Below are 20,266 nucleotides of genomic sequence, written 5' to 3'. Positions count from 1 at the left end.
GGGGCGGGTGGGTGGGCGTTGCCCAAAAGGGCAATCAGAACGCCGCTTCGACGTCGCCCATGCGGACGTAGACCGATTTCACCTGGCTGAAGTGCTTGATCGCCTCTTTCGAGTTCTCTCGCCCCACGCCGGAGGCTTTCACCCCGCCAAACGGCGCCTCGACCGGCGCGTCGTTGTAGGAGTTGATAAAGCAGCTGCCCGCCTCCAGCTGGCCGATCACCCGGTGGGCGCGGCTGAAGTCATTGGTGAAGACGCCCGCCGACAGGCCGAATTCGGTGTCGTTGGCCCGCGCGATCACCTCTTCCTCGGTGTCGAAGTCGAGGACCGACATCACCGGGCCAAAGATCTCCTCGCGGGCGATGGTCATATCGTCGGTCACATCGGCAAAGACGGTCGGTTCGACAAAGAAACCATCCATGTCTGCGCGCTTGCCGCCGCAGATCAGGCGGGCGCCCTCTTCTTTGCCCTTTTCGATGTAGCCAAGTACGATGTTCATCTGGTTTTCGGTGACCATCGGGCCAAAGCTGGTGGCCTCATCCATCGGGTCGCCGAGGATTGCGTTGCCGGTGCGTTCAGCGAGACGGGCGAGGAATTTCTCCTTGATGCCCTTCTGCACGAACACGCGGGTGCCGTTGGAGCAGACCTGACCGGAGGAATAGAAGTTGCCATTGATGGCGCCGCCGACGGCGTTTTCCACATCGGCGTCGTCAAAGATGATCAGCGGCGACTTGCCGCCCAACTCCATGGTGACATGCTTCATGCCCTCAGCCGCCGCCGCATAGACTTTCTTGCCGGTCGGCACCGAGCCGGTCAGCGAGACCTTATCAACGCGCGGGTCGGTGACCAGCGCCGCCCCGACCTCGCCCATGCCCTGAATGACATTGTAGATACCGGCAGGAGCGCCCGCCTCATGCAGGATCTCGGCCACCTTGAGGGCGCAGAGCGGCGTGGTCTCGGAGGGTTTGAACACCATCGAATTGCCGCAGGCCAGCGCAGGCGCGCCTTTCCAGCAGGCGATCTGGGTCGGGTAGTTCCACGCGCCGATGCCGACACAGAGGCCCAATGCCTCGCGCATGGTATAGACCCAGTCTTCGCCCATCGGGATGTGCTCGCCGGTGAGGGAGCCTGCGAGGCCGCCGAAATACTCCAGCGCGTCGGCGCCGGAGGTGGCGTCGGCCACCAGCGTCTCCTGTAGCGGCTTGCCGGTGTCGTAGGTTTCCAGCACGCTGAGCTCGTGGTTGCGTTCGCGCATGATGTCGGCGGCGCGGCGCAGGATGCGGCCGCGTTCGGTGCCGGTCATCTTGGCCCATTCTTTCTGGGCGGCCTTTGCAGTGGAGAGCGCCTGTTCGACGATTGCGGGCGTGGCCGCGTAGACCGTGGCGATCTGCTCGCCGGTGGCGGCATAGATCACCGGGATCGGGGTGCCGCTGGTGTCTTCGACATATGCGCCATTGATGAAATGGCTGGCTTTGGGCTGTGCGGGGTGTGTCATGATTTTCTGCCTCCGGCGGGGATATTTAGGGCCAGAAGAACTGGCGTAGGAGTGTGTGTGAGTGGTCTATTCGCCGCGAGGAAAGCGGTTGCCGTCCTCAACGTCGTTCAGATCCATATGGTTGCGCATGTAGCGTTCGGATGCTTTTTGCAGCGGCTGGTAGTCCCAGGGGAAATAGCCGCCCTGGCGCAGGGCTTCGTAGACGACCCAGCGGCGGGCCTGACTGGCGCGCACCTCTGCGTCGAAGGTCTCAAGGTTCCAGCGGGCCTCGGATTTGGCGCGCAGGGAGTTCAGCGTGCCGGCATGGGCCGGGTCCGCTGCCAGATTGGTCAGCTCGTGCGGGTCGGCCTCCAGATCAAACAGCTGGTCGGGATCGAGCGCGCAGCGGGTGTATTTCCATTTGCCATAGCGCAGGCAGACCAGCGGCGCATAAGAGGCCTCGGCTGCGTATTCCAGGGCGACGGGTGCGCTGCGCTCCTCCCCAAGGGCCAAAGGCAGCAGGTTCTGCCCATCCGTCCAGGGTTCGATCTCTGCCATATCCACACCGGCCAGCGCGCCCAGCGTTGGCGTCACATCGAGAGTGGAGACCGGGGTGTCGATCCGGCCCGCGGGCAGGTCCGGCGCGGAGATCATCAGCGGCACCCGCGCGGAGCCTTCGTAGAAGGTCATCTTGAACCACAATCCACGCTCGCCCAGCATGTCGCCATGATCGGAGACAAAGAGGATGATCGCCTCTTGCCGAGTGGTTTCCAGCACCTCAAGGATCTCGCCGATCTTGTCATCAAGATAGGAGATATTGGCGAAATAAGCACGGCGGGAACGTTTGATGTCCTCTTGCGAGATATCAAAGCTGCGCCAGTCGTTGGCGTCGAAAATCCGTTTGGCGTGGTTGTCGTGGTCGGCGTAGGCCATTGCCGGGATTTCGGGCAGCAGGTGCTCGCAGTCCTCGTAAAGGTCCCAGTACTTGCGGCGCGCCACATAGGGGTCATGAGGATGGGTAAAGCTGACGGTCAGCGCCCAGGGGCGATCGTCCTTGCCACGGGCCAGATCGTAGAGCTTGGCCTTGGCGTGATGGGCGACCTCATCGTCATATTCCATCTGGTTGGAAATCTCGGCGATGCCTGCGCCGGTGACCGATCCCATATTGTGATACCACCAGTCGATCCGCTCTCCCGGTTTGCGGTAATCCGGCGTCCAGCCGAAATCGGCCGGATAGATGTCGGTGGTCAGCCGGTCCTCGAACCCGTGCAGCTGGTCGGGGCCGACAAAGTGCATCTTGCCGGAAAGGCAGGTGTAATAGCCCGCACGGCGCAGATGATGGGCGTAGGTGGGGATGTCGCTGCGAAATTCGGCGGCGTTGTCATAGACGCCGGTGCGCGAGGGCAGCTGGCCGGACATGAAAGACGCCCGTCCCGGCGCGCAGAGGGGCGAGGCGGTATAGGCATTGGCAAAACGGGTGGAGCGGGCGGCCAGTTTTTTCAGGTTCGGCGCATGCAGGAACTCGGCGGGACCATCGGGGAACAGCGTGCCGTTCAACTGGTCAACCATCACGATCAGGATGTTCGGGGCAGTCATATGTCGAAGCGCTCCTTTTGGTCTGCGATGCGGCCTGTGGCCGGGTGATCTGGGGCGACAGATTGGAGAGAGCCAAGGCGCGAGGCCCATGGCGCAAAAGACCAAACCTGTCGGATGTCTCGGTGCGGCGATGCCGCGAAAGGCCCCGGCCCTGCCATCTGGCGGGCCGGGGCGCCCGGTTTTTAGTGGGCTGTCTTGATACGATCGAAATCGAGGGTGTTTTCCTCAGGCGAGGCAGTGATGGCCGCAACTTCGCTGCGCTTCTTCACGAAGATGTAGATCAGGCAGGCGATGTAGATGCCGATCACCACGGTGCCGACCCACTGGATCTGCAGCCACTGGCTCTGGAAGGCCAGGGTCAGGGCAAAGAGCGCCACGGCGTTGCCAAGCACGTAAGGCAGCTTGCCCAGACGTTCGGCGCTGAGGTTCATGTTGTCGGTGTAAAGGCGGATCAGCGAGTCAAACGAGTTGATCACGAAGAGGATGCCAACAACCGTCATGGACCAGTTGATCAGACCAGCGGTGGGAATGGTGTTGAGGTGGTAGAAATACAGCACCGAGAACCAGACCGCGAGCGGGATCGACGGGAACACCAGCAGTGACGCCAGCAGCTGCCATGTGGTCAGGCCACCGACAAAGCGCGAGGTGAACTGGCCGATCATGATCGACCATGCAAACCACCAGAACAGGTAGAATTCATGGTATTCGGTCAGCGGCAGGATGAATTTGTGGATATTGCCGAAGTAGCCGCCGATATTGCCGGCCGTGCTGACAAACTCACCCAGCCCCATACCTGCATAGGCCCACATGCCGAGGATCAGCGCGAAGAACAGGAAGGTGGAGGCCACCGACAGGATACGGACGTATTTGATATCGGTCGAGGAATAGGCCGCCGCCAGGATCACCAGGAAGCAGATCACATAGAAGGCCGGGATGACCGTCTCGCCGTCGCCGACTTCGGCGATGTAATATGGCATGTAGATCAGGAACAGCGCGCCGGTGAAGGCGCAGGTGGTGATGATCACCAGATTGTTCAGCAGCTTCACGATGCCGATTTCAAAGAACTTCACCCGCGGCTCGATGGCGCAGAAATAGAAGGCGGTCAGGAAGTAGAACGCCCAGATCAGGAAGCCCCAGAAGCCAAATTCGAGCGCCAGCGGATTGGTGAAGGCATAGGCGGGCTCTGTCGCCGTATCCGCGTAAAGCGGGAAGTCGAAGGCGAGTGGGAACATGATCAGCCCCACATCCAGACCCGAGGTGAAAAGAATAGCGATGAAGGTGAACAGCGGCACCGGGGTGACCCCGACGATGCGCATGTTCCACCATTTGATCACGCAGAAAATCACCAGCGCAAAGGCCAGCAAGATCCCGGCTGAGATGATTGTTGTCATACGTCCCTCCCTTGGATGGGCGTTGGTCGCCCTTTTGACGTGTGCGACAGACATAGCAGAAAACGGGAGGTCCCCAAATAGTTTTTAAATGACCATTCAAGATCCGGAATAGTCATAACAGGAGTTGAAACGCAGACCGAGCTGGCGCAAGACTTCTATATGGCTAGAAAAAGAATTCGCGACATCCGGAACGAAGAGCTGATCGAAGCAACCATCGTTGCGGTCCACCGCCGCGGCTATGGTGTTGTTACCATGGCGGAAATCGCGAAGGAAGCGGGGGCCTCGGCAGCCTCGATCAACTATTATTTCGGCTCCAAGGAAGGGCTGATGGAGGCCACGATGCGCCATCTGCTGAACAAGCTGCGCCTGGCGATGATTCGTGGATATGCCACGGCGCAGACGCCAAAAGAGCGGCTTTATGCGGTGATGGACGCCAATTTTGACGATGATTTGTTCCGTGTCGCGCCCTGTAGCCTGTGGATGCAGTTCTGGGCCAGCGCGCCTTATTCGAGTCGTCTGTCGCGGCTGCACAGAATCAACCGCAGCCGCGTGCGCAGCCATTTCCGGGCCGAGCTGAAATGCCTGTTGCCGCAGGACCGGGTCGAAACCGCCCGTCAGGCGCTGCAATGTTATATGGATGGTGTCTGGCTTCAGGCGGCCCAGTCCGAAACGCCGCTGGATCCCGAACAGGCGCGCCGGGCGGCACATCGGGTTGTGGATCTGGCGATCGGCTGACAGCCAGTGAGCCGGGCCGTTGCCCGACGATCTGGCCCGTCGACCGGATGGCTGTTCAGTTCAGCGGCAGGTCCTGACGGCGATAGTGCAATCGGCTGTCACGCGGCATGTAGCCCAGCACCAGATCGGTCTCCGTCAGGGAGAGGATGCGGTAACAATGGGTCGGCCCGCCGTCCTCGGCCTGGGCGACGAGGAACGGGCCCGCACCCTCAGCATCAGCGCAGGCGGTCTGCACCGAGAGCAATTCGGTCATGGTTTCGACCGAGCCGTAGAAATTGCGCCGCGCCGCCCCTTCGACTACAAAAAGATCGTAGGCATCCGACTGAGAGACCCACCTGCCCGCCAGCTGAGTAAGCAGGGTGTCATATCGGGTCTCGTCCCGCTCTGTCAGCGCGCTGATGCTGGCCTGGATGACGCGATCCCCGATCGCCAGACGATTGCCGGCCACCCGCACCGGAGCGCCTGCATCCAGCGTCAGCAGACGCTCGATGATGGCAGGCTCTGTCGCGCCGTCATTGATGACGCAGATCTGCCCCTCCTCCATCACCAGCTTGCAGATCACCCGCCCGTCGCTCTGCCGGACCTCGCAGCCCTGAAAGGTGACATCCCGATCAAACCCGCTGCCCGGCGGCGCGGTGGCACCTGACGCCGCGCTTTCAGGCGGGGCGTGACGCGGGCGGGAATGTTCGCTGAGCTGCGCCACATAGGCGATTTTGGCGCCGGGGGCATCGGTGGTGGTGGCGGGCGCCTGGGTGTCGATCTTGGCAAAAAATGCGCTGTCATAGCCACGTATGGCGCAATCATGGTCGCCATAGATGGTGAACTCATCCGGCGCGGTGCAGAAGGAAATCCGCTCATCCTGAAACTGCCAGTCCTGTGCCTCGCTTCGGAAGTAGTAGAAGCGGTTGCGCAGCGGGGCGTCGATCACCCGCTCGCAGGTGGCGGGTGGCAGCTGCCACCAGCCACGGGAGATCCAGCGCCCGTCATCGCGGAACGCCAGGCTGAGCGACTGCGGCACTGCGGTGTCATTGCAGATCTCCAGCCCGACATGACCGGTGTCGGCCCAAGCCGATTTCACCAGCGCCGCCGGTGCAATCAGAAGAGCCAAGATCCATCGGACGCGCATGTCGTTCACCTCTATTCTCGAATTATTCCGGTGTCCCTATCAGTGCTCTGTGACGGTTTTGCGAAATCAGACCTTTGTGGCGAGGCTGGCAGGTGTCAGCGCCCGGCGTTTCAGCACCGCCTCCCGCCAGGTGATGAAGCTGACAGCCGCCAGGATCAGGCAGCCACCGGCGACAACCCAGATATCCACCGCCTCTTCGAAGACGAGGGCGCCGAGAAGTGTCGCCCAAAGCAATTGTAGAAAGGTTACCGGCTGGGTCACCGTCACCGGCGCTGACGCAAAGGCAAGCGTCATGGTGAAATGCCCCGCTGTCGCAAAACAGGCGACCGCAAAGAGGACAGCCAGCTCCCAGATGTTCGGGGTCACCCAGACCGCGGCGGCAAAGGGAGCCAGAAACACCGTGACCCAGATCGACAGCATCGCCACGACAACCACCGGGTTGGTGCCATCAACCGTTGTTTTGGCCAGAAGGTAGGACGCGCCAAAGGCCAGCGCGGTAAAGAGCATGGCAAGATGGCCTGCCTCTACCTCGCGAAATCCGGGGCGCAGGATGATCAGCGCGCCCAGCAGAGCTACAAGAATGGCGCCCACACGGCGCAGGGCCATCCGTTCGCCCAGAAAGAGGGCGGCACCGATGGAGACATAGATCGGCGACAGGTAATTCATCGCCGTGACCTCGGCCAATGGGATCTGCGTCATGGCAAAGAACCACAGGATCACCCCCAGCGTATGCACAAAGCCGCGCATGGCAAACAGCCCCCAGAGCCGGGCGGTGAGCCGCGACCGGCGCAGCGTCGCGACCATCGGCACCAGAAACACCAGCCCCATCAGGTAGCGCAGAAAGGCCGATTCCGCAGGCGGGATGCGATTGCCGAGGTATTTGACAAGGGCGGTCACCGCGACAAAACACAGCCCCGTCACCAGCATCCAGAACACCCCTTTTACCGGGTTGCCGACGGGGGGCGCCGGCGGCCTTACGGCGGCGGCGGCGGCGGCGCTGTCGGATGTGGGGTGGTCGTCGGATGGAGTGGTCATGGCGCGCATGAGAGCACCGGGGCGGTCGCAGAACAACCCTTCACATATGAAATATGTTCTTGTCCCGGGCGGCACGACCGGGTTTGTGCGTGACGCGCACAGAGGCGCATCAGAACCTGTATGACACCCCGCACTGTCACATCATCAGCAGCTTGATGGCGATGGCCCACATGGTCAGCCCCACCAGCACGTCCAGCAGCTGCCAGGCTCGGGGTCGGGCAAAGACCGGTGCCAGCAGGCTGGCCCCGTAGCCAAGCGTAAAGAAGAAGGCAAAGCTCGACAGCGCCGCACCAAGGCCAAAGACCAGCGGCTGCGGATATTGCGCCGAGATCGAGCCAAGCAGCACCACGGTATCGAGATACACATGCGGGTTGAGCCAGGTCAGCGCCAGCACCGTGGCCAGCATCGGCCAGAGTGTCACCGGCGCGCCCTGCCCGTCTGCGCTGTCCAGATGCGCACCGCCGCGCCATGCCGACCTGAGGCTGCGCGCGCCATACCACAGCAGAAAGGCCGCGCCGCCAAGCCGCATCGCCAGCTCGAACCACGGCAGTGCCAGCGCCAGAGAGCCGAAGCCCAGCACACCTGCGGTAATCAGCAGCGCATCGGAGCTGGCGCAAGTGAGGCAGATCCAGAACACATGCTGGCGTCTGAGCCCCTGCCGCAGCACAAAGGCATTCTGCGCGCCAATCGCCATGATCAGGCTCAGGCCGAGAAAGAAACCGGCAATCAGGCTGGAAGGCATGGGATCTGTCCTTTGTTATCTTGGTGCAGGCGGCCTGGTCCAACCGCTGACCTGGTGGTGGTCGTGGTCTGTGCTTTGACTAAGGCGCTGAGCGGGTGTAAGCAAATTAATCTGACTTACCCAAATTAAGATCTGCTAATGCAATTCGATCCCAATCACCTCGCCGCGCTATCGGCTGTCTTGCGGCTCGGCTCGTTTGAGGCGGCCGCGCAGGCCTTGCGGGTGACGCCGTCGGCGATCTCGCAGCGGATCCGGGCGCTGGAGGATCGCATTGGCAGCAGCCTCGTGCAGCGCGGCAGCCCCTGTCTGGGCACCGAGGCCGGTCTGCGGATCGCCAAACATGCCGAGGATGTCGCCCTGCTGGAGGCGGCAGTGTCCGACGATCTGCGGCTGGAGCGCGCGCCCGGTGCCTCGCGGCTGCGGGTGGCGATCAATGCCGACAGTCTGGCGACCTGGTTCGTTCCGGTGATGGCGGCCTGCGAGGGGCTGCTGTTTGATCTGGTGATCGACGATCAGGACCACAGCGCCGACTGGCTGCGCCGGGGCGAGGTTTCGGCAGCGGTGACGGCCCGCGCCAAGCCGGTGACCGGCTGCGATGCCCATCCGCTGGGGGCGCTGCGCTATATCGCGACCACCTCGCCTGCGTTCCGCGACCGCTGGTTTGCCAGCGGCGTGACCCCGGAGACAGCGTGCCGCGCGCCCTGTCTGATCTTCAACGCCAAGGATCAGCTTCAGGCGCGCTGGCTTGGCGCGCATGTGGGACCGGGGATTGCGCCGCCTGCGCATTTCCTGCCGTCGAGCCAGGGATTCGTCGATGCGGCGCTGGCGGGCGTCGGCTGGGGGATGAACCCCGAGCAGCTGGCTGCGCCCTATCTGATGGCCGAGCAGCTGTGCCCGCTGATCCCAGACACCCCGCTGGATGTACCGCTGACCTGGCAGGTGAGCCGGGTTCTGGCCCCGGCCCTTGCCGATGTGACCCGTGCCGTGCTCAAATCAGCCCGTCGGCATCTGACGCCGATCTAACCACCGGGGGCACGAATACAGTGCCAGAGGACCACAAAGGCAACAGAACGGACGGCAGGTTATCCAGCCTGAAGACAGATCCCGCCCGCAGCTCGCCGGAGCGGCTGCATATGCTGACGCTGGGCCGCAGTTTCCTGTGGCAGCTGGTGTTGCCACGGCTGCTGGTGCTGCTGACATGGGCGCTGCTGAACACGGTTGTCGTGCTGCCGCTTCGGCTGCTTTATACGCTGGTGCTGATTGATGGGCTGTTGCTGCTGTGGCAGGCGCGCAGTTTCCTGCGCAGCGCCGATGCCCATATTCGCGACACCGGTCATCTGGCGCCGGTCTGGGGCGGCTATCTGGCCATTCTCTTCGCCGGTTTTGCCACGGTGACCCTGTGGTGGGACGCAGTGCTGATCGCAACCACCCCGGAGGAGCCGGATTATGCCGAAACCGAACGGCTGGCGCGCGAGGCGCTATATGATCTGTCGATCACCCCGGATGGGCGTCGGCTGGTCTTTGCCGGGGAAATCCCGCATGGGCTGACGCGCCGGGTGGCGGCGATGATGGCCGAGGCCCCGGCCCTGCGCGAGGTGGCGCTGAGCGGTCCGGGCGGGCTGATCTATGAGGCGCGAGGTGTGGCCCGGCTGATCCGGGAGCGCGCATTGGACACGGTGGCCGAGGGTGCCTGCGCCTCGGCCTGCACCTTGGTCTTTGCCGCCGGAGAGGAGCGCAGGCTCGCCAAGGGAGGCAGCCTTGGGTTCCATTCTTATGCGCTGGCCTTTCCCGGTGGGTTGCCGCAGGTCGATCTGAACCGCGAACAGGCCCGCGACCGCGATTTTCTGATTGCACAGGGGGTCAGCGCCGATTTTGCCGAGCGGCTGTTTGCCACCGACCATCGCCAGCTCTGGACACCGGATGCGGACGAGCTGCGGCGCGCAGGTGTGCTGACCCGGCCCTAAGGAGCGGGTTTATAGCAGCGATTTGGTCATTCGGTAGTTGTGCAGCATCACGCCGCGCCGTTCGAAATCGCGCCGCCCCTCATCGCTGAAGCCCTGCCGGGTGAAGAAGCGCTTTGCGGCCTCGCTGGCCTCGACATAGAGGATCTTCAGCCCCAGATCGCGCGCCCGGATCTCCAGCTGACGATAGAGCGCCACGCCGACGCCTGTGCCCGCCACATCCGGGTGGCAGTAGAAACAATCAATATGGCCGTCCTGCTCCAGCTCGATAAAGCCCTGCGGCTGATCGCGGCCGTCAGCCGCAACGAAGATGACCCGCCCGTCCAGAGCCCGGCTTTGCCAGACCGTGGCGGGGGCGGCTTCCGGGCTCCATGCGGCGCATTGCGCGGCGGTGTAGTCCTGCCGCGCAACACCATGCACGGCGGCATGAAAGATCTGCGCCACCGCGGCGGCATCTTCGGCGCGGAACTCTCTGATCTGCATCGGGCGGCCTTTCTACAGCATTCCCAAGGGGGTCACAGAAAAAGGCCCGCCGGGCTGGCGGGCCTTGAAAATCGCATCGGACGCTGGCTCAGAGCTGCGCCATCACCTCGTCGGAGGCTTCAAAATTGGTGGTGACCCGCTGCACGTCGTCGTCATCTTCCAGCGCATCCACCAGCTTCATCAGCTTCTGCATGCCTTCGAGATCCAGCTCGGTTGTGGTGGTGGGTTTCCAGACCAGCTTGGTCGATTCAGATTCGCCCAGTTCAGCCTCAAGCGCGGTGGAGACCTCATTGAGGTCGGTGTCGGCGCAGTAGATCAGATGCCCGTCCTCGGCGCTTTCGACATCCTCGGCACCGGCTTCGATGGCGGCCATCATGACGGTATCGGCATCGCCGACAGCGGCGGGATATGTCACCTCGCCCTTGCGTTCGAACATGAACCCCACGGAACCGGTTTCGCCGAGGTTGCCACCGTTCTTGGAGAAGGTGGAGCGCACGTTGGAAGCGGTGCGGTTCTTGTTGTCGGTCATGGTTTCGACGATCACGGCGACACCGTTGGGGCCATAGCCCTCATAGCGGATTTCGTCGTAGTTCTCGGCGTCGCCGCCGGTGGCTTTCTTGATCGCGCGGTCAATCACATCCTTGGGGACGGACTGGCTTTTGGCTTCCTTGACGGCCAGACGCAGACGCGGGTTCTTGTCCGGGTCGGGGTCGCCCATCTTTGCGGCGACGGTGATTTCCTTGGAGAGTTTCGAGAACAGTTTCGACCGCGCGGCGTCCTGACGGCCCTTGCGGTGCTGGATGTTCGCCCATTTGGAATGGCCTGCCATGGTGCATCCTTGCTAATTCAATTTCGGATCTGGAGCCCATATAGCCCCGACACCGGGGGGCTTTCAAGCGCCCCATATCCGGCCCGGCGCACCATGCGGGCGGTGACAGCCGTGAGCCGCACTGCATCCGGCGTGCAGGGAGGCGCTTGTCCCGCAGCGCGCAACCGCTAGAGTGGCGCCATGACATTTGACCAGATTGTATTGTTCGCCCTCTTCGCTGCTGTCTTTGGCCTGCTGCTGTGGGGCAAGTATCGCTATGATATAGTGGCTTTTTCCGCATTGATGGTGGCGGTCCTGCTGGGGGTAGTGCCTGCCAATGACGCCTTTGCCGGATTTGGCCATCCGGCAACATTGGTGGTGGCACTGGTGCTGGTGGTTTCGGCCGGGCTGGTGCGCTCGGGTGCGGTGTTTCTGATCACCCGCACGCTGGTCGACAGCAGCCGCAATCTGGGCGCACATATCGCGCTGATGGGTGGTATCGGTGCGGTGCTGTCGGCCTTTATGAACAATGTGGCGGCGCTGGCGCTGCTGATGCCGGTGGACATCCAGACCGCGCGCAAGGCCGGGCGGGCGCCGGGGTTGAGCCTGATGCCGCTGTCCTTTGCCACCATTCTGGGCGGTATGGTGACGCTGATCGGGACGCCGCCCAATATCATTATCGCGTCGATCCGGGCCGAAACTCTGGGCGAACCCTTCGGAATGTTCGACTTTGCCCCGGTGGGCGGCATTGCGGCGCTGGCGGGGCTGCTGTTTGTGGCGCTGATCGGCTGGCGGCTGATCCCGCTGCGCCAGAATGCGGCCGGCGACTCGGAGGCACAGCTGTCGCAGTATATCGCCGAGCTGACGGTGCCCGAAGGATCGGGCCTGATCGGTCAGCGTCTGGGCGAGCTGGACGCGGAGGCCGACAAGGCCGATGTGGCGATCCTCGGGTTGATCCGCGACGGCAAGCGGCTCTATGGGCGCGCGGCGGGTCAGCTGCTGCGAGCCGGTGATGCGCTGGTGCTGGAGGCCACGCCCGAGGCGCTGGATGAATTCCGCACCGCCGCCTCGCTCGATTTTGCCGATGCCGCGCGGCAGGAGAAGCTGGGCGCCGCCGGTGATGGGCTGGAGCTGGTCGAGGTGGTGGTGCCGGAAACCGCCCGTATCAAGGGGCGCAGCGCGCAGGCGCTGGGGCTGGCCTGGCGGCAGAACACCGTGCTGATGGGGCTGGCGCGGCAGGGCCGCCGCCTGACCCGGCATATCCGGCAGGAACAGATCGAGGCGGGGGATATCCTGCTGCTGCTCTGCCCGCGTGATCGCGGCACGGATGTCACCGAATGGCTGGGCTGCCTGCCGCTGGCGGAACGCGGCCTGTCGGTCACGGCCAATGACAAGACCTGGCTTGCCATCGCGCTGTTTGCAGGCGCGGTGCTGGCGGCCTCGCTGGGTATCATCTACCTGCCGATTGCGCTGGGGCTGGTGGTGGTGGCCTATGTGCTGACCAAGATCCTGCCGCTGGCGGAATTATACGACCATATCGAATGGCCGGTGGTGGTTCTGCTCGGCTCGATGATCCCCTTGGGGGCGGCGCTGGACAGTGCCGGCGGCACTGCGCTGATCGCCGAGAGCCTGCTGACGCTGACCGCAGGCATGCCCGCCTGGGCCATTCTGACCGTGCTGATGGTGGTGACCATGACGCTGTCGGATGTGTTGAACAACACCGCCACGGCCATTGTCGCGGCCCCGGTCGGGATCCAGATGGCCAATGGTCTGGGCGTGTCGCCGGATCCGTTCCTGATGGCGGTGGCGGTGGCGGCCTCGGCGGCGTTCCTGACCCCCATCGGGCATAAGAACAACACGCTGGTGCTGGGTCCGGGCGGCTATCACTTTGGCGATTACTGGCGCATTGGCCTGCCGCTGGAGGTGCTGATCATCGCGGTCTCCATCCCCGCAATCCTGCTGTTCTGGCCGCTGTGATCGGCGCTGTGGCGCTGCTGTGACCCAACGGCAGGGACCGCAGGGTTTGCGCCGCGCCCCTCTGCACGCTTAGGCTGATCCCACAACCGGGACCAACAGCAGAGGCACGCCATGGGACAGCCGACGGACAACAGCGCAGATGTGATCATCGTCGGGGCCGGGCTGGCCGGGCTGGTGGCGGCAGCCGAACTGGGCGACCGGGGCAAGCGGGTGATCCTGCTGGATCAGGAGCCTGCACATTTCCTGGGCGGTCAGGCGCATTGGAGCTTGGGCGGGCTGTTCATGATCGACACGCCCGAGCAGCGCCGCATGGGCATTCGCGACTGTCCCGATCTGGCGCGGCGCGACTGGTTCGGCAGCGCCCAGTTTGACCGCCCCGAAGACCATTGGCCGCAACGCTGGGCGCGCGCTTATCTGGACTTTGCCAGCGGCGAGATGCGGGCCTGGCTGCATGGTCTGGGAATGCGCTGGTTTCCGGTGGTCGGCTGGGCTGAACGGGGCGGTGGCGACGCCGAGGGGCATGGCAATTCGGTGCCGCGCTTTCACCTGACCTGGGGCACCGGACCGGGGGTGGTCGCCCCCTTCGCCGCGCGGGTCGAAGCCCATATCGAGGCTGGTCTGATCCAGCCGCGCTTTCGCCATCAGGTGAGCCATATCATCACTCAGGGCGGAACTGTCAAAGGTGTCTCCGGCGAGGTCTTGGCGGCAGATGACGCGCCGCATGGGGCCCGCACCAACCGTCAGGAAATCGGCCAATTCGAGGTCTATGCGCCCTCGGTGCTGGTCGCCTCGGGCGGGATTGGCGGCAATCTGGATGCGGTGCGCCAGAACTGGCCGGTGGAGCGGCTGGGACCTGCACCGCGCCGCATGGTGGCGGGCGTGCCCTTTCACGTCGATGGGCGGATGATCCCGATTGCGCAGGCGGCGGGCGGCCATGTCATCAATGCCGACCGGATGTGGCATTACACCGAAGGGCTGCGCAACTGGGATCCGATCTGGCCCAACCACGGCATCCGCATTCTGCCCGGGCCATCGTCGATGTGGTTTGACGCCAGAGGCGACCGTCTGCCTGCGCCTTATCTGCCGGGGTTCGACACGCTGGGCACGCTGCGCGAGATCCTGAAGACGGGCCATGATTACAGCTGGTTCATCCTGAGCCAGAAGATCATCCAGAAGGAATTCGCCCTGTCGGGGTCCGAACAGAACCCCGATCTCACCTCCGGCAAATGGGGCGAGGTGCTGCGCGCCCGGCTGTTGTCGCGGGGCAAGGCCCCTGCCCCGGTTGAGGCCTTCAAGAAACATGGTGCGGATTTTGTGGTGGCCGACACGCTGAGCGAGCTGGTGGCGGGCATGAACGAGATCGGCGATGTCGCACTGGAGGAAACCCACCTGCGGCGTCAGATCGAAGCGCGCGATGCCCAGGCCGACAATCCCTTTGCCAAGGATGCGCAGATCATCGCCATCAATGCCGCGCGCAACTACCGGGGCGACCGGCTGATCCGCACCGCCAAGCCGCATCGGATTTTGGACCGCGCCAATGGGCCGCTGATCGCGGTGCGGCTGAATATCCTGACCCGCAAGTCACTGGGCGGTTTGCAGACCGATCTTGACGGGCAGCTGATTGGCGCCGATGGCACGCCGGTGCAGGGACTGTTTGCCGCCGGAGAGGTCGCAGGCTTTGGCGGTGGCGGCTATCACGGCTACAACGCGCTGGAGGGCAGCTTTCTGGGCGGCTGCCTGTTTACCGGTCGTCAGGCAGGCCGGTCCCGCGCCATCGCATGAGCGGCCAAAACCTGCGGTAACTCATTGTTAACAAATCCTTACCGGCCGTTGTTAAAGCGGCCAGAAGAAGGGGATGAGGATGGAGGCCAGAAGGCCGACGCTGAAGTTCAGCGGAATGCCAACGCGCAGGAAGTCGGTGAATTTGTAACCGCCCGGACCGTAGACCAGCATATTGGTCTGATAGCCGATTGGCGTCGCAAAAGAGGCCGAGGCCGCAACCATGACCGCAACCACCAGCGGGCGCGGATCAATGCCCATAGCCTGTGCCAGCCCGACCGCAATCGGCGTGACCACCACCGCCACGGCATTGTTCGAGACCAGCTCGGTCAGGATCGAGGTCAACAGATAGACGGCCCAGACCAGTAGGAACGGCGGCAGCAGCGACAGCGAGGGGGCCACGGCATCCACGATCAGACGCACCGCACCCGAGCTTTCCAGGGCGGCCCCGATCGCGAGCATGGCAAAGATCAGCGTCAGTAGGCGCCCATCGACAAATGAGAAAGCCTCATCCGCGTCGATGCAGCGGGTGATCAGCACGGTGGAGACGGCCAGCACCGACAGCAGCAGGATTGGCGCCACATTGAGCGCGGCGAGCAGCACGATCCCGATCAGCGCGGCAATGGCGATGGGGGCGTGGCGCCGGCGATAGGCGCGCACCGAGGGTTGCGAGACGGCCGCCATATCCATATCGGCGGCCAGTCGCTGGATATCCTCGACATTGCCTTCGAGCAGCAGGGTATCGCCCACGCGCACCACCAGATCCTCAAGCTGCACACCGATGTTCTGATTGCGCCGATGCACCGCCAGCACATAAACGCCATAGCGCCGCCGCAGGCGCATCGCGCCGAGCGACCGTCCCACCATGCGGCATCCGGGGGTAATCAGCACCTCCACGGTTGTGGTTTCCACGGTGGAGACCTGATCGACGCGCTTCAGTTCCTTGTTGCGTTGCAGGCTGAGGAGTTCGGTCATCTGGGTGCGCAGCACCACGCGGTCGCCGACCTGAAGCTCAACCCCTTTCAGCGCGTTGCGCAGCGAGATATCGCCGCGAATGACATCGACCAGACGGACGCCGGGCCGTTTGAACAGCTGCACGCCGGTGACTTCGCGGCCGATCAGGTTGCTGTCCGGGGGGATCACTGCCTCGGTGAAGAATTTCATGCGGGACCGGTCGCTGAGCAGGCTGGCCATGCTGCTGCGATCCGGCAGCAGGCGCGGCGCGATGAAGCGCAGGTAGATCATGCCCCAGATCACCAGAATGATGCCAAGCGGTGTCACTTCGAAGATGGTGAAAGGCGTCAGCCCCTGCGCCCGCGCAACACCGTCAACCAGCAGGTTGGTAGAGGTGCCGATCAGCGTCAGCGTGCCGCCCAGGATGGCCGCATAGCTGAGCGGGATCAGCATCTTGGAGGCGGAAACGTTCATTGTGCGGGCGATCTGGATGAACACCGGGATCATCACCACCACCACCGGCGTATTCGACACCACCGCCGAGGCGGCAACGACAAAGACCATCAAGAGCGCAATGGCCAGTTTCGGATTGACCTCGGCCTGTTTGCGGGCCTGCGCGGTAAAGGCATCAAGCGCGCCGGTGCGCACCAGCGCGCCCATGATGATGAACATGGCCGCAATGGTCCAGGGCGCCGGGTTCGACAGCACGGGCAATGCCGCCTGATAGGGCAGAACGCCGGTTGCCAGCATCGCAGAGACACCGGCCAGCGCCACCACCTCGGTCGGGAAGGTTTCCCGCAGGAAAGCGGCAAACATGGCCACCACGATCAGCAACGTCAGAACCGCGCCACCGGTTTCGCCAAGGGGAATGAACTGCATCAGGGGTAAAGACATCCAAGAGGTTGAGAGATCAATCATCGGCGACCTGAAAGAACTGCGCGAACCGCCTCGCATATCGCGCGGCCCAAGGGAGTGAACCTGATCCGGTCACCGGAGGCAAGTGTTTCGCAACACGATGGGAGCATCTGGTCCCTATTTAGCGGTCCTTTGCGAATAAGCTTCGGAATTTGAGGGGTTTGGCAGGCGAATATCCCGCCCCGCCTGCCCAGATTTCGCGCATGGAACGGGCGGGGTTGCCGTGGCCTGCACTAGGGGGCCTGGATCGGGTGGCCAGCGTCAGGGAGTTGCCTGCTCGAGAAGGCCGCCGACCCGGATCATGCGGATCGATTTGGCCGCCCCGGTGCGATCATCGGTTTCGACAAAAACACCCGACAGGGTTGCCGGGCCTTCGGCCGGGGTAAAGCGGTTCTTGGGCATGCCGGTGAGGAAACGGCGCATCGGTTCGGCTTTCTCCATGCCGATCACCGAATTGTAATCGCCGCACATGCCAGCATCGGTCAGATAGCCGGTGCCCTCCGACAGGATCTGCGCATCGCCCGTCGGCACATGGGTATGGGTGCCCACCACCAGCGACGCGCGGCCATTGCAGAAATGGCCCATCGCCATCTTCTCGGAGGTGGCCTCGCAGTGCATGTCCACGATCACCGCCTGCGCCAGCCCACCGCGTGGGTGCGATTTCAGCACCGCCTCAACGGCGCCGAAGGGATCGTCATAGGCCCGTTTCATGAACACCTGCCCCAGCGCCTGCACCACCAGCACCTTGCGCCCGCCCGGAGCATTGAACAGCCGGTAGCCGCGCCCCGGCGCGTTTTTGGCAAAATTCAGCGGCCGGATGATGCGCGGCTCTTTCTCAATGGCCTGCAACATGTCCTTCTGGTCAAAGGCATGATCGCCAAGCGTCAGGCAATCGGCCCCGGCATCCAGCAGCAGCTTGGCGTGTTCGCCATTGAGCCCCATACCGTTTGAGGCATTCTCGCCATTGACCACGACAAAATCGAGCCGCCAGTCCTTGCGCATCTGCGGGAGGTGTTCGGAAATGGCCTTGCGTCCCGCACGGCCCATGACATCGCCAAGAAATAATAGTCGCATTGCCGCGTGGTACGCCGTTGCAAGGCTCAGGACAAGAGCCGCGTTGCGGGTGCAAAACTTTTTGAAAAGTTTTGCCAAGGTTTTTTGACAAACCCTTGGCCCGTCGCAGCGGGTGTCAGCTGAACTGCAACACCCGGCTTTCGGTGATCAGCATGTCCAGCGGCTGGTCGGTGGGCTCCAGCGGCAGGCTTTCGGCCTCCTGCGCGTCAAAGGCAAAACCGATGGCGAGGGTTGGACGTTTGGCCCGCAGCAGCTCCAGAGTGCGGTCATAAAAGCCGCCACCATAGCCCAGCCGCCCGCCGCGCGCATCAAAGGCGACCAGCGGCACGATCAGGATTTCCGGTTCGAAATAGTCATCGACCTCCGGCACCTTTGCCCCAAAGGGACCGTCGCGCAGCGCGCCATCAGGCTGCCAGCGGCTGAAGTTTAGCGGTGTATCCTTGGCCTGGATCACCGGCACACCAACAGGGCCATGAGCGGCGGCTTCCGCCATCGCAGGAAGCGGGTCGATCTCGGTGCGGATCGGCATATAGCCCGACAGCGGCACGCCGCGATAGCCTGCCAGCACCTCCGAGAGATGCCCCGCGACACCGGGTTTATTCATGTCAAAGGCGGCCTTGCGGCGCTGAAAGGCCGCCTTGCGGGCGTCGGCCTTGATCCGGGTGAGGTCATCCATGGTGCGGCTCCTGTCAAAGCAAGTGAACACCACCCGGACGGGCGGCAACAGCGGGCAGGATCAGAGCAGCAACACCCCGGCCAGCCCGAGAAAGGCAAAGAAACCAACGATATCCGTGACCGTCGTCACAAAGGCGCCGGAGGCCAGCGCCGGGTCGACGCCGATTTTCTCCAGAATAATCGGCACCGCTGTCCCCGCCAGCCCCGCGACGACCAGATTGATCACCATAGCGACGGCGATCACGACGCCCAGCATAGGTGAGCCGAACCAGAGGATGCCGACAACGGCCATGATCAGCGCAAAGGCGAGGCCGTTCACCAACCCCACCAGGACCTCCCGCCGGATCACCCGCCAGACGTTGGAGCCGGTGAGGTCGCGGGTGGCCAGCGCGCGCACCGCCACGGTCAGCGACTGGGTGCCGGCATTGCCACCCATCGAGGCCACAATGGGCATCAGCACCGCCAGCGCCACAAATTCCGCAATCGTCGCCTCGAACTGGGCAATCACCAGCGAGGCCAGAATCGCCGTTGCCAGATTCACCGCCAGCCAGGGAAAGCGTTGTTTCGTGGTGGCCATGACCCGGTCGGCCAGGCTGCCCTCACCGACACCGGCCAGACGCAGGATGTCTTCTTCATGTTCCTCATCCAGCACGATCATGGCGTCATCCATGGTGATGACACCAACCAGCCGCCCCTCGTCATCGACAACCGGGGCCGAAATCAGGTGATACTGGTTGAAGGCATAGGCGACGTCTTCTTCGTCCTGATCGGCGGGAATGATCTGAAAGGTGTCTTCGACGATCTCGCTCAGCCGCACCTCCCGTTTCGAGGACATGATACGGCCGAGCGTGACATTGCCCACCGGGTGCAGCCGCGGGTCGACCAGAACCACGTGGTAGAACTGATCCGGCAAGTGTTCGGATTCACGCATGAAATCAATCGCCTGCCCCACCGTCCAGTGGTCGGGGGCCATCACCACCTCGCGCTGCATCAGGCGGCCGGCGGAATTCTCCGGGTAGCTCAGCGATTGCTCCACCGCGACCCGGTCGGCATCTTCGAGCGTATTGAGGATGGCCGCCTGCTGAGGCTCTTCCAGATCCTCCAGAAGGTCGACCACATCATCGCTTTCGAGGTCGCGCACCGCCTCGGCCAGAACCTGCGGCGCCAGCAGCGAAATCACCTCTTCGCGGATTGATTCATCCAGTTCTGACAGGATCTCGCCGTCGAATTCGCGGTCATAAAGGCGGATCAGGCGGCCACGTTCGTAGGCGCTGATCTGTTCCAGAAGGTCGGCGATGTCAGCGGCGTGCAGCGGCTCCATCAGCTCGGTCAGCTGAGGCTGGTCATCGGCCTCCACCGCCTCCAGAATCTGGGCAACCCGTTTGCGGTCCAGCTCGTAGGCATCCTCGAATGTGGCATCGACTGGCTCTTTTTGGTCATCTGCGATCATTCCGAGGCCCCTTTTGGTGATTGCTTCTGGAATAAAAGAAGCTGTTACCGAAAAACAATGACAATGACGTAATTTACCGTCGATGTCGCTGCGC

17 protein-coding genes are annotated in these 20,266 nt (G+C 63.2%); 5 read left to right on the top strand and 12 right to left on the bottom strand.

Annotated features, from left to right (window positions below; genetic code table 11):
• Positions 1 to 34: 34 nt before the first annotated feature.
• The 3 genes from betB to VWZ85_RS02250 all read right to left on the bottom strand — a co-directional run bounded on the left by betB (position 35) and on the right by VWZ85_RS02250 (position 4,458).
• Positions 35 to 1,492 (bottom strand): betaine-aldehyde dehydrogenase, encoded by a 1,458-nt coding sequence (betB, locus tag VWZ85_RS02260; RefSeq protein ID WP_416586917.1) that lies wholly within the window; start codon positions 1,490 to 1,492, stop codon positions 35 to 37.
• Positions 1,493 to 1,558: 66 nt separating this feature from the next.
• The gene (gene betC, locus VWZ85_RS02255; protein WP_340546044.1) at positions 1,559 to 3,067 is read right to left on the bottom strand and encodes a choline-sulfatase; all 1,509 of its coding nucleotides are present in this window, start codon (positions 3,065 to 3,067) and stop codon (positions 1,559 to 1,561) included.
• Between the two features lie 182 nt (positions 3,068 to 3,249).
• Positions 3,250 to 4,458: a BCCT family transporter gene (locus VWZ85_RS02250; protein ID WP_416542073.1), complete on the bottom strand. Its 1,209-nt coding sequence runs from the start codon at positions 4,456 to 4,458 to the stop codon at positions 3,250 to 3,252.
• 159 nt (positions 4,459 to 4,617) lie between these two features.
• On the opposite strand from VWZ85_RS02250, the gene betI reads away from it, so the two are divergent.
• Positions 4,618 to 5,193 carry a choline-responsive transcriptional repressor BetI gene (betI, locus tag VWZ85_RS02245; RefSeq protein ID WP_340546046.1) on the top strand — a complete coding sequence of 192 codons (576 nt, stop codon included), beginning with the start codon at positions 4,618 to 4,620 and terminating at the stop codon, positions 5,191 to 5,193.
• Between the two features lie 55 nt (positions 5,194 to 5,248).
• Here the strand turns inward: betI and VWZ85_RS02240 are convergent, their stop codons facing one another.
• From VWZ85_RS02240 to VWZ85_RS02230, 3 genes are all read right to left on the bottom strand, one after another.
• On the bottom strand, positions 5,249 to 6,319 hold the full coding sequence (locus VWZ85_RS02240) for a DUF1036 domain-containing protein (RefSeq protein ID WP_416586914.1): 1,071 nt from the start codon (positions 6,317 to 6,319) through the stop codon (positions 5,249 to 5,251).
• A gap of 66 nt (positions 6,320 to 6,385) precedes the next feature.
• The gene (locus tag VWZ85_RS02235) at positions 6,386 to 7,363 is read right to left on the bottom strand and encodes a DMT family transporter (RefSeq protein WP_416546337.1); all 978 of its coding nucleotides are present in this window, start codon (positions 7,361 to 7,363) and stop codon (positions 6,386 to 6,388) included.
• Positions 7,364 to 7,490: 127 nt separating this feature from the next.
• Positions 7,491 to 8,096: a LysE/ArgO family amino acid transporter gene (locus tag VWZ85_RS02230; protein ID WP_416541376.1), complete on the bottom strand. Its 606-nt coding sequence runs from the start codon at positions 8,094 to 8,096 to the stop codon at positions 7,491 to 7,493.
• A 138-nt stretch (positions 8,097 to 8,234) separates the two neighbouring features.
• Between VWZ85_RS02230 and VWZ85_RS02225 the strand changes: the two genes are divergently transcribed.
• Positions 8,235 to 9,119, top strand: a complete 885-nt coding sequence (locus VWZ85_RS02225; RefSeq protein WP_416546339.1) for a LysR family transcriptional regulator ArgP — start codon at positions 8,235 to 8,237, stop codon at positions 9,117 to 9,119.
• A 110-nt stretch (positions 9,120 to 9,229) separates the two neighbouring features.
• Positions 9,230 to 10,060, top strand: coding sequence for a hypothetical protein (locus VWZ85_RS02220; RefSeq protein ID WP_416586910.1), 831 nt, complete (start codon positions 9,230 to 9,232; stop codon positions 10,058 to 10,060).
• 9 nt (positions 10,061 to 10,069) lie between these two features.
• Here the strand turns inward: VWZ85_RS02220 and VWZ85_RS02215 are convergent, their stop codons facing one another.
• Both VWZ85_RS02215 and VWZ85_RS02210 read right to left on the bottom strand, forming a co-directional pair.
• Positions 10,070 to 10,540, bottom strand: coding sequence for a GNAT family N-acetyltransferase (locus VWZ85_RS02215; protein WP_416586908.1), 471 nt, complete (start codon positions 10,538 to 10,540; stop codon positions 10,070 to 10,072).
• An 88-nt stretch (positions 10,541 to 10,628) separates the two neighbouring features.
• On the bottom strand, positions 10,629 to 11,369 hold the full coding sequence (locus tag VWZ85_RS02210; protein WP_340546053.1) for a YebC/PmpR family DNA-binding transcriptional regulator: 741 nt from the start codon (positions 11,367 to 11,369) through the stop codon (positions 10,629 to 10,631).
• Between the two features lie 180 nt (positions 11,370 to 11,549).
• Here VWZ85_RS02210 and VWZ85_RS02205 point away from each other — a divergent pair, with 180 nt between their 5' ends.
• Together VWZ85_RS02205 and VWZ85_RS02200 are read left to right on the top strand one after the other, a co-directional pair.
• On the top strand, positions 11,550 to 13,325 hold the full coding sequence (locus VWZ85_RS02205; protein WP_416535104.1) for an SLC13 family permease: 1,776 nt from the start codon (positions 11,550 to 11,552) through the stop codon (positions 13,323 to 13,325).
• 111 nt (positions 13,326 to 13,436) lie between these two features.
• Complete coding sequence (locus VWZ85_RS02200) at positions 13,437 to 15,107, top strand: FAD-binding dehydrogenase (RefSeq protein ID WP_416586905.1); 1,671 nt, start codon at positions 13,437 to 13,439, stop codon at positions 15,105 to 15,107.
• A 51-nt stretch (positions 15,108 to 15,158) separates the two neighbouring features.
• Here VWZ85_RS02200 and VWZ85_RS02195 read toward each other — a convergent pair whose 3' ends face one another.
• From VWZ85_RS02195 to mgtE, 4 genes are all read right to left on the bottom strand, one after another.
• Positions 15,159 to 16,937 carry an SLC13 family permease gene (locus VWZ85_RS02195; protein WP_340546056.1) on the bottom strand — a complete coding sequence of 593 codons (1,779 nt, stop codon included), beginning with the start codon at positions 16,935 to 16,937 and terminating at the stop codon, positions 15,159 to 15,161.
• Positions 16,938 to 17,234: 297 nt separating this feature from the next.
• Complete coding sequence (locus VWZ85_RS02190; protein WP_340546057.1) at positions 17,235 to 18,047, bottom strand: TIGR00282 family metallophosphoesterase; 813 nt, start codon at positions 18,045 to 18,047, stop codon at positions 17,235 to 17,237.
• Positions 18,048 to 18,162: 115 nt separating this feature from the next.
• Entirely contained in the window at positions 18,163 to 18,723 is a 561-nt protein-coding gene (locus tag VWZ85_RS02185; RefSeq protein WP_340546058.1) for a 5-formyltetrahydrofolate cyclo-ligase, read from the bottom strand.
• A 60-nt stretch (positions 18,724 to 18,783) separates the two neighbouring features.
• A complete protein-coding gene (gene mgtE, locus VWZ85_RS02180) occupies positions 18,784 to 20,172 on the bottom strand; it encodes a magnesium transporter (RefSeq protein ID WP_416535100.1) in 1,389 nt (462 codons plus the stop codon).
• Positions 20,173 to 20,266: the final 94 nt, after the last annotated feature.

It is taken from the genome of Phaeobacter sp. JH20_29 (assembly GCF_048056175.1).
GTDB lineage: Bacteria > Pseudomonadota > Alphaproteobacteria > Rhodobacterales > Rhodobacteraceae > Phaeobacter > Phaeobacter bryozoorum.
The sequence above is the reverse complement of the archived record's forward strand: the minus strand, read 5'-3'. Positions and strand labels throughout refer to the sequence as shown.